The 14,386-nt window shown below is 74.9% G+C and carries 15 protein-coding genes; 7 read left to right on the top strand and 8 right to left on the bottom strand.

The genetic code is table 11. The features are described from left to right. Positions 1–7 precede the first annotated feature (7 nt). From BXA05_RS15020 to BXA05_RS15035, 4 genes are all read right to left on the bottom strand, one after another. Positions 8–835: a CPBP family intramembrane glutamic endopeptidase gene (locus BXA05_RS15020; RefSeq protein WP_034653394.1), complete on the bottom strand. Its 828-nt coding sequence runs from the start codon at positions 833–835 to the stop codon at positions 8–10. Between the two features lie 109 nt (positions 836–944). Beyond that, positions 945–1,781: an aldo/keto reductase gene (locus BXA05_RS15025; RefSeq protein ID WP_061267449.1), complete on the bottom strand. Its 837-nt coding sequence runs from the start codon at positions 1,779–1,781 to the stop codon at positions 945–947. Between the two features lie 135 nt (positions 1,782–1,916). Continuing rightward, positions 1,917–2,591, bottom strand: coding sequence for a peptide-methionine (S)-S-oxide reductase MsrA (gene msrA, locus BXA05_RS15030; protein WP_034653375.1), 675 nt, complete (start codon positions 2,589–2,591; stop codon positions 1,917–1,919). A gap of 144 nt (positions 2,592–2,735) precedes the next feature. Next, the gene (locus tag BXA05_RS15035; RefSeq protein ID WP_076405877.1) at positions 2,736–3,530 is read right to left on the bottom strand and encodes an SDR family NAD(P)-dependent oxidoreductase; all 795 of its coding nucleotides are present in this window, start codon (positions 3,528–3,530) and stop codon (positions 2,736–2,738) included. A 207-nt stretch (positions 3,531–3,737) separates the two neighbouring features. On the opposite strand from BXA05_RS15035, the gene BXA05_RS15045 reads away from it, so the two are divergent. The 3 genes from BXA05_RS15045 (at position 3,738) to ilvA (ending at position 7,634) form a co-directional block, all read left to right on the top strand. Further along, complete coding sequence (locus tag BXA05_RS15045) at positions 3,738–4,979, top strand: cystathionine gamma-synthase (RefSeq protein ID WP_076405881.1); 1,242 nt, start codon at positions 3,738–3,740, stop codon at positions 4,977–4,979. 79 nt (positions 4,980–5,058) lie between these two features. Then, a complete protein-coding gene (locus tag BXA05_RS15050) occupies positions 5,059–6,372 on the top strand; it encodes an AI-2E family transporter (protein WP_083711927.1) in 1,314 nt (437 codons plus the stop codon). After that, positions 6,369–7,634 (top strand): threonine ammonia-lyase, encoded by a 1,266-nt coding sequence (ilvA, locus tag BXA05_RS15055; protein WP_076405883.1) that lies wholly within the window; start codon positions 6,369–6,371, stop codon positions 7,632–7,634. Before BXA05_RS15050 ends, ilvA begins: the two co-directional genes overlap by 4 nt. Positions 7,635–7,729: 95 nt before the next feature. On the opposite strand, the gene BXA05_RS15060 is transcribed toward ilvA, so the two are convergent. The 3 genes from BXA05_RS15060 to BXA05_RS15070 all read right to left on the bottom strand — a co-directional run bounded on the left by BXA05_RS15060 (position 7,730) and on the right by BXA05_RS15070 (position 10,130). Then, a complete protein-coding gene (locus tag BXA05_RS15060) occupies positions 7,730–8,719 on the bottom strand; it encodes an endonuclease domain-containing protein (RefSeq protein ID WP_143311171.1) in 990 nt (329 codons plus the stop codon). Between the two features lie 165 nt (positions 8,720–8,884). Further along, positions 8,885–9,367 carry a transcription elongation factor GreA gene (gene greA / locus BXA05_RS15065; RefSeq protein ID WP_021483866.1) on the bottom strand — a complete coding sequence of 161 codons (483 nt, stop codon included), beginning with the start codon at positions 9,365–9,367 and terminating at the stop codon, positions 8,885–8,887. A gap of 328 nt (positions 9,368–9,695) precedes the next feature. Further along, complete coding sequence (locus BXA05_RS15070) at positions 9,696–10,130, bottom strand: DUF4307 domain-containing protein (RefSeq protein ID WP_061267455.1); 435 nt, start codon at positions 10,128–10,130, stop codon at positions 9,696–9,698. Positions 10,131–10,338: 208 nt separating this feature from the next. Between BXA05_RS15070 and mca the strand changes: the two genes are divergently transcribed. Genes mca through BXA05_RS15085 form a run of 3 tightly spaced genes read left to right on the top strand, consistent with a single transcriptional unit; the run spans position 10,339 to position 12,514 of the window. After that, the gene (gene mca / locus BXA05_RS15075; RefSeq protein ID WP_051028194.1) at positions 10,339–11,280 is read left to right on the top strand and encodes a mycothiol conjugate amidase Mca; all 942 of its coding nucleotides are present in this window, start codon (positions 10,339–10,341) and stop codon (positions 11,278–11,280) included. Continuing rightward, positions 11,277–11,705 (top strand): hypothetical protein, encoded by a 429-nt coding sequence (locus BXA05_RS20105; protein WP_083711928.1) that lies wholly within the window; start codon positions 11,277–11,279, stop codon positions 11,703–11,705. The genes mca and BXA05_RS20105 overlap by 4 nt, the downstream gene beginning before the upstream one ends. Before the next feature lie 2 nt (positions 11,706–11,707). Continuing rightward, positions 11,708–12,514: a carbon-nitrogen hydrolase family protein gene (locus BXA05_RS15085; RefSeq protein ID WP_076405887.1), complete on the top strand. Its 807-nt coding sequence runs from the start codon at positions 11,708–11,710 to the stop codon at positions 12,512–12,514. Positions 12,515–12,559: 45 nt separating this feature from the next. Here BXA05_RS15085 and trhA read toward each other — a convergent pair whose 3' ends face one another. Further along, the gene (trhA, locus tag BXA05_RS15090; RefSeq protein ID WP_083711929.1) at positions 12,560–13,333 is read right to left on the bottom strand and encodes a PAQR family membrane homeostasis protein TrhA; all 774 of its coding nucleotides are present in this window, start codon (positions 13,331–13,333) and stop codon (positions 12,560–12,562) included. Positions 13,334–13,599: 266 nt separating this feature from the next. Between trhA and BXA05_RS15095 the strand changes: the two genes are divergently transcribed. Then, complete coding sequence (locus BXA05_RS15095; protein ID WP_043655243.1) at positions 13,600–14,361, top strand: isoprenyl transferase; 762 nt, start codon at positions 13,600–13,602, stop codon at positions 14,359–14,361. Positions 14,362–14,386: the final 25 nt, after the last annotated feature.

Below are 14,386 nucleotides of genomic sequence, written 5' to 3' on the forward strand. Positions count from 1 at the left end.
GGCGCCGTCAGCGCGGCGCGGTGACGAAGACGTCGAACAACTCCGGGTGGTGGGCGTGCACCAGCACGGCGAACACCACGACGTCGAACAGCAGGTGGACGGCCACGACGTACGTGAGCGACTTGCTCCAGGAGAAGATCCAGCCCTGGACGAGCGCGAACGGCACGGTGAGCAGCGGGCCCCACTCGCGGTAGCCGAGCTCCCAGAGGAACGACACGAAGACCGTCGCCTGCAGCAGGTTCGCCGTCCACACCCCGAAGTGCTCGCGGTACAGCGCGAAGACCACGCACACGAAGAACAGCTCGTCCCAGATGCCCACCGCGTTGACGCCGACGAACAGGCGCGCGATCTCCGCGCCGCCCGTGATCGGCGGCCAGTTGAGGTACGCGCCCGACCCGATGAAGTAGAACGGCAGGATCAGGTAGCCCGCCACGACGACCACGACCAGGTACACGACCTGCCCCCGCGTCCAGCGGCGCCCCGTCGCGACGGGGAACGTGACGGCGTCCTCGCGGAAGACGAAGCGGGACAGCGCCCACGGGACGAGCACCGCGAGGGAGAGCACGACGGCGAAGCGCACCATGCCGGCGTCGGACAGGTCGGCCTTCAGCGAGATGGTCGAGATGATCCCCATCCCGACGCCGACCAGCGCGAGGTCGCGGCCGAGGCGCCGGTCCACGAGCAGCCCGAGCGCGACCCCGAGGACGAGCGGGACGTACCCGAGCGGGCGCGCGTGGACCGCGAAGAGCAGCACCGCGGAGCCGGACACGAGGACCGCGGCGAGCAGCCGCAGGGGCGACCCGACCGCCCAGGGCGGGCGGGCGGCGTCGGGCAGCGGGCTGAGCGCGGCGGAGGTCACGCGCACACGGTGCCACGACCGGCGGGCGGGGGCGCGCGCCGCCGCGCCGGGACCGGGCCGCGACCGGGCCGTGCGAGCCCCGGCGCTACAGCTCCTCGTACACCGCCGGGTCCTGGCCGTTCGTGCGCCCGTCCGCCCGGGCGAGCCCGGTCAGGGCGTTCATCTCGTGCGTGGTCAGCTCGAACGAGAACACGTCGAGGTTCTCGCGCTGACGCTCCGGCGACGACGCCTTCGGCAGCGGCACGACACCGAGCTGCACGTGCCAGCGCAGGATCGCCTGCACCGGGGAGACGCCGTGCGCGGCCGCGACCTGCGTGACGACCGGGTCCCGGAGCAGGTCGTTCGCGCGTCCGATCGGGCTCCACGCCTCCGTGACGACGCCGCGCTCCGCGTCCGCCGCACGCTGGAGCGGCTGCGGGAAGTACGGGTGCAGCTCGACCTGGTTCACGACGGGCGTCACGCCCGTCGCCGCGATCACCGCGTCCAGGTGCTCGGGCAGGAAGTTCGAGACGCCGACGTGCCGGACCAGGCCCCGGTCGCGGCACTCCACGAGCGCCTCGTACGCCTCGACGTACCGGCCCACGCGCGGGTTGGGCCAGTGCACGAGGTACAGGTCGAGGTAGTCCAGGCCCGTGCGCAGCACCGACTCCTCGACCGTCCGGACGGCGTCGTCGTGCGCGTGGTGGCGCCCGGGGAGCTTCGACGTCACGAGCACGTCCTCGCGCGCGACGCCCGAGCGGCGCACCGCCGCGCCCACGGCGCCCTCGTTCTCGTAGCTGAACGCGGAGTCGACGAGCCGGTACCCCGCGTCGATCGCGCGCGCGACGGCGTCCGCGCCCTCCTCGCCCTGGAGCCGGTAGGTGCCGAGGCCGATCGCGGGGATCGTCGTGCCGTCCTGCGCCGCGAGGGTGGGGATCGTCATGGGCCCATCGTGCGGGCGACCCCGGCGGCCCCGCACCTCGGCGGGACGCGGCAGCGGGACGTCGCGCGGGCGAGATGCGAGAAGTGGCCCCTGGTCCGGCGGGACCCGGGGCCACTTCTCACCTCTCGGCGGGTGCTACGCGGCGCTCGGGAACGGGACCCCCGTGGTCGCGTGGCAGCGGTAGCCGTTCGGGTTCTTGTCGAGGTACTGCTGGTGGTAGTCCTCGGCGTAGTAGAACGGCCCGGCCTCGGCCGCGGGGCGCATCTCCGTCGTCACCGGGTCGTACCCCTTGGCCTCGAGCACCGCGGAGTAGCGCGCCGCCGTCTCGCGGACGGCCCGCTCCTGCTCGGGCGTCGTCCAGTACACGGCGGACCGGTACTGGGTGCCGACGTCGTTGCCCTGGCGGTAGCCCTGCGTCGGGTCGTGGCGCTCCCAGAAGATCTTGAGCAGCTCCTCCTCGGAGACCTTCGTCGGGTCGTACGCGACGAGCGCCGTCTCGGTGTGGCCGGTCCGCGCGGTGCACGCCTCCTCGTAGGTGGGGTTCGGCGTCGTGCCGCCCATGTAGCCGACGGCGGTGCTCACCACCCCGGGGACCTGCCAGAAGATCTCCTCGGCGCCCCAGAAGCAGCCCATCGCCAGGTAGAGCACGCGCGTGCCCTCGGGCCACGGGCCAGTGATCGAGGTGCCGAGCACGGTGTGGGGACGCGGCGCCTGCAGCACGGGCGACTGGCGCCCGGGCAGCGCGTCCTCGGGGGCGATCATCGTCGTCTTGCCGGACGAGCCGAAGATCGCGTCGAAGATCGAGTTCATCGCTTACCTCCTGAGGGTGCCCGGACGACCGGGGCGCTGGCCCACGACGCATCGTCCTGGCACGGGGTAGAACGCGGCGGGGGCGGTCGGTGTTCCGCGGACGTGCCGCGACCGGGGCCCGGGCGCGCGTCCGGCCCGAGCCTCTCACGGGACGATCGAGTCGATGTACCCGCCGTCGACGCGCACCGCGGCGCCGGTCGTCGCCGACGCGAGCGGTGACGCGAGGTAGGCGACCATGTGCGCGATCTCCTCCGGCTCGATGAGGCGCTGGAGCAGCGACTGCGGGCGGTGCTCGCGCATGAACACGCGCTGCGCCTCGTCCCACGGCAGGTCGTCGCCGACGAGCTCGCGCGCGAACGCCTCCACCCCGCCCGTGTGCGTGGGCCCGGCGAGCACGCTGTTCACCGTGACGCCCGTGCCCGCCGCCGCCTTGGCGAACCCGCGCGAGACGCCGAGCAGCGCCGTCTTCGTCACGCCGTAGTGGATCATCTCGGCCGGGATCACGACCGCCGAGTCGCTCCCGACGAACTGCACCCGGCCCCAGCCGCGCTCCGTCATCCCCGGCAGGTACGCGCGCGTGAGCCGCACGCCCGCGAGGACGTTCACCTCGAAGTAGCGGCGCCACGTGGCGTCGTCGATCGCGAGCGGGTCCGCGCTCGAGAAGATGCCGAGGTTGTTCACCAGCACGTCGACGTGCGGCACGGCGTCGAGCACGGCCGCCGTCCCCTCGTCGGTCGCGAGGTCGGCGGCCACGCCCAGCACGTCCGCCCCGGGCACGTGCTCGCGCACGTCGGCGGCGGCCCGCTGCGCCGTCTCCTCGGAGCGCCCGTTGACGACGACCGCCGCGCCGCACGCCGCGAGCGTGCGCGAGATCGCGAGCCCGATCCCCTGCGCCGAGCCGGTGACGAGCGCCCTCCTGCCGTCCAGGTCGATCCTCATGCGCGGGCTCCTTCCGGGTCGTCGGACGACGGTCGCCGCCCGCCTCCCTACCGTGCCCCGCGGCGGTCGCGGCCGCCACCGCCTCACCGCCCCCGCCATGGCCGCCGTCGCCACGGCCGCCGCCGAGCAGGTGGTCCTGGCTCGTCCGGGTAGCGGGACGGACCAGGACCGCCTGCTCGGCGCAGGGGGTGCGCCTAGGCTGGTCGGGTGACCACCTCGAGCGAGCACCCCGACTGGACCACCACCGGCTTCTCCACGCGTGCGATCCACGCGGGCCAGGACCCGGACGCGACGACCGGCGCCGTCGTGCCGCCGATCCACCAGGTCTCGACGTACAAGCAGGACGGCGTCGGCGGGCTGCGCGGCGGCTACGAGTACTCGCGCTCCGCGAACCCGACGCGCACCGCCCTCGAGGAGGCGCTCGCGGCCGCGGAGTCCGGCGGCCTGCGCCCGACGGCGGACGGGTCGCCCGCCGCGCGCGGGTTCGCCTTCGCGTCCGGCCTCGCGGCCGAGGACACGCTGCTGCGCGCCGTCGTGCGCCCCGGGGACCACGTGATCGTGCCCGACGACGCGTACGGCGGCACCTACCGCCTCATCGCCCGCGTGTTCGGGCCGTGGGGCGTCGAGCACACGCCCGTCGACCTCACGGACGTCGAGGCCGTGCGCGCGGCCGTGCGCCCCGAGACGCGCGTCGTCTGGGTCGAGACCCCCACGAACCCGCTGCTCGGCGTGAGCGACGTCGCGGCGCTCGCGGGCGTCGCGCACGACGCCGGGGCGCTGCTCGTCGTCGACAACACGTTCGCGACGCCCTACCTCCAGCAGCCGCTCGCGCTGGGGGCGGACGTCGTCGTGCACTCGACCACGAAGTACGTCGGGGGCCACAGCGACGTCGTCGGGGGAGCGCTCGTCGTGGCGACGGCCGCGCAGCTCCCCGGCGGGCTCGCGTCGCCCGCGGGCGGCACGGACGTCGCGGGGGCGGTGGGCTTCCACCAGAACGCGTCGGGCGCCGTCGCCGGGCCGTTCGACGCGTGGCTCACGCTGCGCGGGCTCAAGACGCTCGCGGTGCGCATGGACCGCCACCAGGCGAACGCGGCCGCGGTCGCGGAGTTCCTCGACGCGCACCCGGCCGTGACCGAGGTGATCTACCCGGGCCTCGCGTCGCACCCGGGCCACGAGCTCGCCGCGCGTCAGATGTCCGGGTTCGGCGGCATGGTCTCGTTCCGAGTGGGCAGCGAGGCCAAGGCGCTCGACGTGTGCGCGCGCACCCGGGTGTTCACGCTCGCGGAGTCGCTGGGCGGGGTCGAGTCGCTCGTCGAGCACCCCGGCCGCATGACGCACGGCTCCGTCGCGGGCACGGCGCTCGAGGTCCCCGACGACCTCGTCCGGCTGTCCGTCGGCATCGAGGACGTCGAGGACCTCCTCGCCGACCTCGGGCAGGCGCTCGCCTGACGGGGAGATCCTGCGCACACCGCGCGGGCTCGCCGTGCGCAGGGGCGCGCGGCGGGGGCCGCTCCCCTAGGGTTGCGCTGTGAGCGCGCAGACGGACCAGCACCGCACCCCCGACCCGCTTCCTCCCGCGCGTCCCGGCGCAGCGGCCGTGCCCGACGCCGTGCGCTCGGCCGCCGCGTGGTCGTGGCGCCTGCTGCTCATCGGCGCGGCGATCGCGGCCGGGCTGTGGGTCGTGACGCAGCTCAAGGTGATCGTCGTGCCGATCGCGGTGGCGCTGCTGCTCACCGTGCTCCTCACGCCGGTCCAGCGGTTCTTCCGGCGGCACCTGCGCATGTCGCGCGGCCTCGCGTCGGGCGCCGCGCTCATCGCGCTCATCGTCGTGGTCGCGGGGCTCATCGCCATCGCGGGGCAGCAGATCGTCAGCGGCTTCCAGGACCTGCGCGACCAGGCCGTCGAGGGCTTCGAGCAGTTCACGAACTGGCTCGCCGACGGCCCCCTCGGCCTCGACTCCACCACGCTCTCGCACTGGCTCGACCAGGCGGGGACCGCGGTCTCCGAGAACCAGGACTCGATCGTCTCGGGCGCGCTGGGCGCGGCGACGACCATCGGCCACGTGCTCGCCGGGGCCCTCATCGCCCTGTTCTGCACGTTCTTCTTCCTGCTCGACGGCCGCTCGATCTGGTCGTGGGTCGTGGGGCTGCTCCCGCTGCGCGCCCGCGACCGCGTGCACCAGGCCGGCCGTCGCGGCATCGTGACGCTCGCCGCGTACACGCGCACCCAGATCCTCGTCGCCGCGGTCGACGCGGTCGGCATCGGCGTCGGCGCCGCGTTCTTCGTGCCGTCGCTCGCGCTGCCGCTCGGCATCCTCGTCTTCGTCGGGTCGTTCATCCCGATCGTCGGTGCCATCGTCACCGGGTCCATCGCGGTGCTCGTCGTGCTCGTCGCGCAGGGCTGGGTGCAGGCGCTCGTCATGCTCGGCATCGTGCTGCTCGTGCAGCAGATCGAGGGCCACATCCTCCAGCCCTTCCTCATGGGGCACGCGGTCTCGCTGCACCCCGTCGCCGTCCTGCTCGTCGTCGCGGCCGGTAGCTTCGCCGCGGGCATCGTCGGCGCGCTGTTCGCGGTCCCGATCGCCGCGGTGCTCAACACGGTGGTGCTCTACCTGCACGGCCACGACAAGTTCCCCGAGCTCGGCACCGACGACCGCGTCGTCGTGCGCGGCAGCCCGCAGCCGCCCGTCATCGCGCGCGCCGAGTCCGACCTCGACGACGCGGGCGTGCGCCGCCGCCCCGGTCGCCGGGCGCACGACGCCGGCGGCTCGGCGGTCGTGGAGACGCAGGACGCCGGCGTCGCCGACGCACCGGGCGAGGGCACACCGGGAGAGGCGCGGTGACCTCAGGTCCCGTGCCCGTCCCGCTCGGCGACGTCCGCGACGCCGCCCGCCTGCTCGACGGCGTCGCGTACCGCACGCCGGTGCACACCACCCGGGCGATCAGCGAGGCGGCCGGCGTCCGGGTCCTGCTCAAGTGCGAGAACCTCCAGCGCGCGGGGTCGTTCAAGGTCCGCGGCGCCTACGTGCGCATGGCGCGCCTGAGCGCCGACGAGAAGGCGCGCGGCGTCGTCGCGGCGAGCGCGGGCAACCATGCGCAGGGCGTCGCGTTCGCCGCGGGCCTGCTCGGCATCCGGGCCGTCGTGTACATGCCGGTCGACGCCGCGCTCCCCAAGGTCGCGGCGACGCGCCAGTACGGCGCCGAGGTCCGGCTCGTCGGCGCCGACGTGGACGAGACGCTCGCCGCCGCGCGCGCCGAGGCCGACCGCACCGGCGCCGTGTTCATCCACCCGTTCGACCACCCCGACGTCGTCGCGGGTCAGGCGACCATCGCGCTCGAGATCCTCGAGCAGGTGCCCGACGTCCGGACCGTCGTCGCCCCGCTCGGAGGCGGCGGCCTCGTCGCCGGGCTCGCCGCGGCGTTCGCCCAGGCCGCGCCGCACGTGCGCGTCATCGGGGTGCAGGCGGAGCGTGCCGCGGCCTACCCGGGCTCGCTCGCCGCGGGAGAGCCGACGACGGCCCGGCTCGCCGGGACGATGGCCGACGGCATCGCGGTCGGGACCCCGGGTGCGGTGCCGTTCGGGATCGTCGCGCACCACGGCGTCGAGGTGCGCACCGTGACCGAGGAGGAGATCTCCCGGTCCCTGCTCATGGTCGCCGAGCGCGCGAAGCTGCTCGTGGAGCCCGCCGCCGCGACCGGCGTCGCGGCGCTCCTGTCCGGGACGGCCGCGGTCGACGCGGGCGCGGCGGACCCGGTCGAGGGACCGGTCGTCGTCGTGCTGTCCGGAGGGAACGTCGACCCGCTCGTGCTGCTGCGGGTCGTGCGGCACGGCCTCGCCGCCGCGGGCCGGTACATCCAGCTCCAGGTGCTGCTCGACGACCGCCCCGGCGCCCTCGCGCGCATGCTCGAGGCGGTCGCGGCGAGGCGCGGCAACATCATGCACATCGACCACGACCGCACCGACGTGGGCCTCGCGATCGGCGAGGCGTGGGTGCGCATGCAGGTCGAGACCAAGGGGCCCGAGCACTGCGAAGAGCTCGTCGCGCACCTGCGCTCCGCGGGCTACCGCGTCGAGCGCAGCGACGGCGGGTCGCCGCGCGTCTGACGAGGAGCGAGAAGTGGCCCCTCCCGCGCGTGCCGGAGGGGCCACTTCTCACTTCTCACGTCTCGCCCACCCGCCTCTCGGCCGGCGGCCGGCAGTCAGGTGGTCCGGTGCGCCGGGGTGACGACGCGCGGGCGCGTGGCCGGGTCGGGAGCGTCCGGGAGCTCTTCCGGGCGCGCGCCGCGGTCGACGAAGGCTTGCAGAATCCGGCCCTCGGTCGAGGGCCAGCGGCCGAGGACGTCGTACGCGAACAGCACGATCACCCGCCATCCGAGCCGTTCCAGCTCCTCCTGCCGCGCGACGTCGTTCAGGCGCTGCCGCGCGGAGGTCAGGTGGTGCCGGCCGTCGTACTCCACCGCGATGCGGAGCTCGGGCCAGCACAGGTCGGGTCGTGCGAGCCAGCGTCCGTCGTCGTCGACGACGTCGGCCCCGACGACCGGGCAGGGGAAGCCCGAGTCGACCAGCCGGAGGCGCAGCAGCGTCTCCATGGGGGAGTCCACGAAACGGCGGGAACGGTGGAGCGCGGACGCGAGCGGCACGACCCCGCGTCGACCGCGCAGCAGGTGCACGCGCGCCTCGAGCCGGTCGCGGGGGTACGGGCGGGCTCGTCCCCGGGCGCCGAGGACCGCGTCCAGGACGACGACGAGGTCCGTCTCGGTGAGACCGTGCCCGCCCGCGGCGACGAGCGCCGCCAGGTCGGCGACGGTCCTGTCCGGGCCGGTCACGGCGAGCTCGTGCCGGACGACGACGTCGCGCCCCGGCAGGCCGACGTGCGTGACGACACCGGTCGCGTCGAGGGGTCGCGTGCCGGGTGGCCCCGAGACGTGCAGCGGAGAGAGGCCGGACACGCCGGGCGGGAGCGGCAGGTCCCACAGCGCGGCAGCGGTGGTGTGGGAGAAGGCGGCCGCGCGCGGGAGCGCGAGCCGGACGGCGGCGGCGACGGACCGCAGGTCGTCGCGCCGGGCGGCGTCCATGCGGACGCCCCGCACCGGGGCGTGGAGCCGCGGTGAGCGCAGCTGCTTCCGGCTCACGCCGAGGCGGAGCGCCTCGGCGACGACGAACGGCGGGTCGGGCACCGGGACGGGCATGCCGAGAGTGTCCCCGAGCACACCCCCGACCTGCCGAGGAACGGCCGAGACCTGTGGACGAAGCAGACGAGAGCTGCCGAGAAGCGAGAAGTGGCCCCTCCGACACGTGTCGGAGGGGCCACTTCTCACGTCTCGCCCGGCGGTGTCGCGGCCGCCGGGGGCGCGTCAGCCCTCGAAGGGCTTCGCGGCGGTGATCTTCACGGCGATCTCGTTGCCGTTCGGAGCGGTGTAGCTGGTCTCGTCGCCGACGGTCTTGCCGTCGATCGCGGCACCGAGCGGGGACGTCGGCGAGTACACGTCGAGGTCCGTCGTGCCGGCGATCTCGCGCGAGCCGAGGAGGAACGTCATCTCGTCGCCCGCGACGACGGCCGTGACGACCATGCCGGCCTCGACCTTGCCGTCGTCCGGCGGCGTGCCGATGCGCACGTTGCGCAGCTTCTCGGTGAGCTCGCGGATGCGGGCCTCGTTCTTGGCCTGCTCCTCGCGGGCGGCGTGGTAGCCGCCGTTCTCCTTGAGGTCGCCCTCGTCACGGGCGGCGGCGATGCGCTCCGCGATCTCGGTGCGGCCCTCGCCGGACAGGTGGGCGAGCTCGGCCTGCAGCCTGTCGTGCGCCTCCTGGGTCAGCCAGGTGACGGTGGTGTCGGTCACGGTTCGCTCCTTCCTTTCCATGGTTCGACGGTCGCGCCGGGCACGGCCGTGCAGAGACGGGCAGCCGGGGCGCGTGCTCACGCGAGCGCCTGCCTGCCCGGGTCGGTGACGCTGCCCGGGTGGCAGCGCGGAGGACTGGTTCCCGCCGGACCGCCGGGTCGCCCGATGGTCGGTCGCCTGTCACGAGCACCGGCCGCGGGCCGCACGCGGTCGGGTGCGGGAATCCCTCAGGATAGCAAAGCACGAGGTGCGGACGGCGCGGGGCGGGGCGGTCCGCCGGCACGACGGCCGGGAGTGCGGCGGCTGGTCCGCACGACGGCCGGGCGGCTCAGGGAGCCGGGCGGCAGGACTGGACGATCCCCGTCGTGGCGAGCTCCGACGTCGCGACGCTCACGGTGTAGCGGGACTCCGTGACCTCGACGGGGCCGACCGTCACGTCGACCGTGCCGACCTGCGCGTAGCTCTCGGCGAGTGCGTCCAGGGTGCACGTCGCCGTCGTGCCGGGGTCCATGTACACCTCGAACGTGACGTCCACGCGCTCCGGGCTGACGACGGTGTAGCCGAAGTCCTTGAAGCGCACCGGCTCGTTCGCGTAGCGCAGCCCGATGACGAACGTGATCGCGAGCCCGACGACCGCGACGAGCACGATCCCGACGACCGCCAGGCGCCGACGCCGCTCGGTGGGCTCGGGCCCGTACCGGCCCGCCGGAGGGCGCAGGGGCGTGCTCGGGCTCGGCTGCGGGGCGGTGGTCTCGTTCGTCATGGTGCGGTCCCGTGGTCGGTGCCGCCGCGCCCCGGTCGCGGGCCCGGCGGGTGCCGGCGATGGTCGGCGGTTCGTCAGGTGTGGGCGCGGTGGTGGATCATGTCCTCGACCCATCTTCGCAGAGCCCCGGCCCTCGTCGTGCACCCACGGCGTCCTGTGCCGCGTCCCGGGCCGCGCGAGGAGACGTACGACGCACCCGGGAGGACCAGTGGCCGAACCCGCGGCCGGATCGACCACCCACCGCGAGCAGCCGGAGACGCTCCGTCTCCTGGCCGTGCACGCGCATCCCGACGACGAGTCGAGCAAGGGCGCCGCGACGACGGCGCGCTACGCGGCCGAGGGCGTGGACGTGCTCGTCGCCACGTGCACCGGGGGCGAGCGTGGCGACATCCTCAACCCGAGCTTCGGCGAGGGCCCGGCGGACATCGAGGGCATGCGTGCCCTGCGTCGCGTCGAGATGGCCGCCGCGGCGCGCGCGCTCGGCGTCCGGCAGCAGTGGCTCGGGTTCGTCGACTCGGGGCTGCCCGAGGGGGACCCGCTGCCGCCGCTGCCCGAGGGCTCGTTCGGTCTCGTGCCGCTCGAGGAGGCGGCCGCGCCGCTGGTCGAGCTCGTGCGCGAGTTCCGTCCGCACGTCGTCACGACGTACGACCCGTCGGGCGGCTACCCGCACCCGGACCACGTCATGTGCCACCGCGTCGCGTTCGAGGCGTTCCACGCCGCGGGCGACCCGGAGCGCTACCGCCGGGAGGGCGGCGCGGCGCCCTGGTCGCCGCTCAAGCTGTACTACAACCACGACTTCTCGATGAACCGCATCCGCACGCTCCACGAGGCGATGCAGGGCGCGGGCCTGGAGTCGCCGTTCGGCGACTGGGTCGAGTCGCGGTCCGCGCGGGAGATCCCCGAGCGCGAGGTCACGACGCGCGTCCACGTGGCGCGCTACTACGCCCAGCGTGACGCGGCGCTCATCGCGCACGCGTCGCAGATCGACCCGGAGGGCTTCTTCTTCGCGATCCCGCGCGACCTCGAGGTCGACGTGTGGCCGTTCGAGGAGTTCGAGCTCGCGGAGTCGCGCGTCCCGACGGACCTGCCGGAGGACGACCTGTTCGCCGGCGTGCGGGAGCTCGTCGCGGGCGAGGAGGTGGCCTCGTGAGCGCGGCACCCTTCCTCGACGTGCCGACGCTCGCGGGCGGCCCGGGCTGGGCGGCGGACGTCGTCGCGGAGACCGCGACGCCGAGCCCGTCGGACGACCCGCTGCGCGAGGACCTGGATCCGAACGACGTGTCGCCCGGTCTCGCCGGTTTCCTCGCGATCTTCGCGGTGGCGGTCGCGACCGTCGCCCTGTTCTTCGGGCTCTCGCGCCAGCTCCGACGCATGCGGCACAACGCCGAGACCCAGGGGATCGGCCCGGACGGCCCGGTCGACGCGACCGCCCCGGAGACCCCCGCCGGCTCCGCGACCGCCGGCTCCGGACCGGACGGCTCCGCGTCCGACGGCGCCGCGCCGGACGGCTCCACGTCCGGCGGCACCCGCGACGCGCGCGGCCCGGACGAGAGCGGCCCGGAGCGGCAGGGCTGACCGTGGCGACCGGCGCTCGCGTCACGATCGGGCAGCTCGAGGTCTCGGCCGACCACGCCGCGAACCTCGTGACCGTCGGCGCGGCGTTCCGGGAGGCGGCGCGCGTGCGCGCCGACCTGCTCGTGCTGCCGGAGTACGCCGCGGCGTTCGACCCGCGCGGCACCGGCGCGGAGCACGCGGAGCCGCTGGACGGGCCGTTCGTCGGCACGTTGCGCGGGCTCGCGCGCGAGCACGGTGTCGCGGTCGTGGCGGGGACCCTCGTGCCGGGCAGCGCGCCCGGCCGGGCGGTGAACGTCGTCGTGGCGGTGGACGCCGCGGGCGACCTCGTGGGGACGTACCGCAAGGTGCACCTCTACGACGCCTTCGGTCACCGCGAGTCGGACCGGCTCGACGCGGGGGACCCGGCCGCGCCCCCGCTCGTGCTGCGCGTCGGCGACCTGACGTTCGGCGTGATGACCTGCTACGACCTGCGCTTCCCGGAGAGCGCGCGGCGCCTCGTGGACGTGGGCGCCGACGTGCTGGTGGTGCCGGCCGCGTGGGCGGCGGGCGAGCTCAAGGCGGACCAGTGGCGCACCCTCGCGCGGGCCCGCGCGATCGAGAACACCGCCGTCGTGCTCGCCGTCGGCCAGGCGGGCCGGGGCGTGACCGGGCGCTCCCTGCTCGTCGGTCCCGACGGCCAGGTGGGGCTGGAGCTCGGCGAGCGCGCGGAGCTGCGCAGCGCGGACCTCGACCCGGCCGCGCTGGCCGCGGTGCGCGAGCGCAACCCGTCGCTCGCGAACCGGCGCTACGTCGTCGTCCCGAAGGACTGAGCCGGCGCGGGGCGCCCGGGTGGGCACTCCGCCCGCGGCGGGCGCTCAGCGCGCGGCGAGCGCCGCGATGAGGATCGCGGCGTAGTGGCACCCGTAGCCGACGACGGTGAGCACGTGGAAGATCTCGTGGAAGCCGAACCAGCGCGGGCTGGGGTTGGGCTTCTTGATGCCGTAGACCACGGCGCCCAGCGTGTAGGCGAGGCCGCCGACGGCGACGAGCCAGACGATCGCCGGGCCGTTCGTCGTCGTCCAGAACTGCGGCATGTAGCCCACCGCGACCCACCCGAGCGCGACGTAGATCGGGACGTACACCCACCGCGGGGCGTCGAGCCACAGGATCCGGGCGAGGAGGCCGAGCAGGGCCCCGCTCCACACGATCGCGAGCAGGATCGTCGCTGTCCGCTGGGGCAGCAGGAGGACGGCGAGGGGCGTGTAGGTGCCCGCGATGATGAGGAAGATGTTCGAGTGGTCGGCGCGGCGGAGCACGCCCGCGACGCGGGGCGACCACGTGCCGCGGTGGTACACGGCGCTCGTGCCGAACAGCAGGCACGCGCTGAGGCCGAAGACCGCGGTCGCGACCTTGCCGGCGACGGGCGGCGCGACGACGACGAGGACGATGCTCGCGACGAGCGCGAGGGGGAACGTCCCCGCGTGGATCCAGCCGCGCAGGCGCGGCTTGACGACCTCGGCGACCTTCGCGACCGCGTCGCCCACGTTCTCGCGGACGGAGTCGAGCGCGTCGGTGCCGGGTGCGTGCGCCGGGCCCGGGTCGGCGGGCGGCGCGCTCGGGGTGCGGTCGCGGTCGGTCGGTCGGTCCACGACGTCTCCTCGGTGGTGTGTCCGTGCACGGAAGAGGCCGGCGCGGGGCTCCCACGCCAACCTACGCCATCGTAAGTTACGCCAACGTAGGTTCGCGACCGGTCCCCGCCTCGCGGTGTGAAGATCCTGGGCAGGGGCGCGCGGAGCGGTCCGGGCCCGCCGGACCGGGCACGGACGAGCGGTAGCGTGTGCGGGTTCGGCCCGAGCGCCCCGCACCGGGGCGCGCCCGCCGGGCGTCCCCGTCCGCCCATCGCCGAGGAACCAGCGTGCGCCTGCCCCGCCCCGTCTACGGACTCTACGAGCGTCGCCTCGCGGCGACCCTCTCGCGCGAGAGCGTCCCGCGCCACGTGGGGGTCATCCTCGACGGCAACCGGCGGTGGGCGCGCTCGTTCGGGGAGTCCACGGCGACCGGGCACCGCCGGGGTGCCGACAAGATCACGGAGTTCCTGGGCTGGAGCGAGGACCTCGGCGTCGAGGTCGTCACGCTGTGGATGCTCTCGACCGACAACCTGTCGCGGTCGCAGGAGGAGCTGTCGGCGCTGCTCGACATCATCGAGGACGCCGTGCGCGACCTCGCCGAGACGGGCCGCTGGCGCCTGCGGGTCATGGGTCGGCTCGACCTGCTGCCCGAGCGGCTCACGGCGGCGCTGCGCGACGCCCAGCAGCGCACGGCCGCCGTCGACGGCCTCCAGGTCAACGTCGCGATCGGCTACGGGGGGCGCCACGAGATCGCCGACGCCGTGCGGTCGTACCTGCGCGAGCAGGCCGCCGCGGGCGCGCGCCTGCAGGACCTCGCGGAGAACCTCGACGTCGAGCACATCGAGGAGCACCTCTACACCAAGGGCCAGCCGGACCCGGAGCTCGTCATCCGCACGTCGGGCGAGCAGCGCCTCGGCGGCTTCCTGCTCTGGCAGAGCGCGCACTCGGAGTTCTACTTCTGCGAGGCGTACTGGCCCGACTTCCGTCGCGTCGACTACCTGCGCGCGCTGCGCGCGTACTCGCAGCGCGAACGCCGGCTGGGCCGCTGATCGGTCACCCGGCGGGTAGGGTCGA

Source organism: Cellulosimicrobium funkei (assembly GCF_900155925.1).
Lineage (GTDB): Bacteria > Actinomycetota > Actinomycetes > Actinomycetales > Cellulomonadaceae > Cellulosimicrobium > Cellulosimicrobium funkei.

Coding starts and splice junctions, on each gene's coding strand:
- BXA05_RS15060 (WP_143311171.1), bottom strand. CDS start 8,719: ATGCCCGTCCCGGTGCCCGACCCGCCGTTCGTCGTCGCCGAGGCGCTC.
- BXA05_RS15035 (WP_076405877.1), bottom strand. CDS start 3,530: ATGAGGATCGACCTGGACGGCAGGAGGGCGCTCGTCACCGGCTCGGCG.
- BXA05_RS15025 (WP_061267449.1), bottom strand. CDS start 1,781: ATGACGATCCCCACCCTCGCGGCGCAGGACGGCACGACGATCCCCGCG.
- BXA05_RS15070 (WP_061267455.1), bottom strand. CDS start 10,130: ATGACGAACGAGACCACCGCCCCGCAGCCGAGCCCGAGCACGCCCCTG.
- msrA (WP_034653375.1), bottom strand. CDS start 2,591: ATGAACTCGATCTTCGACGCGATCTTCGGCTCGTCCGGCAAGACGACG.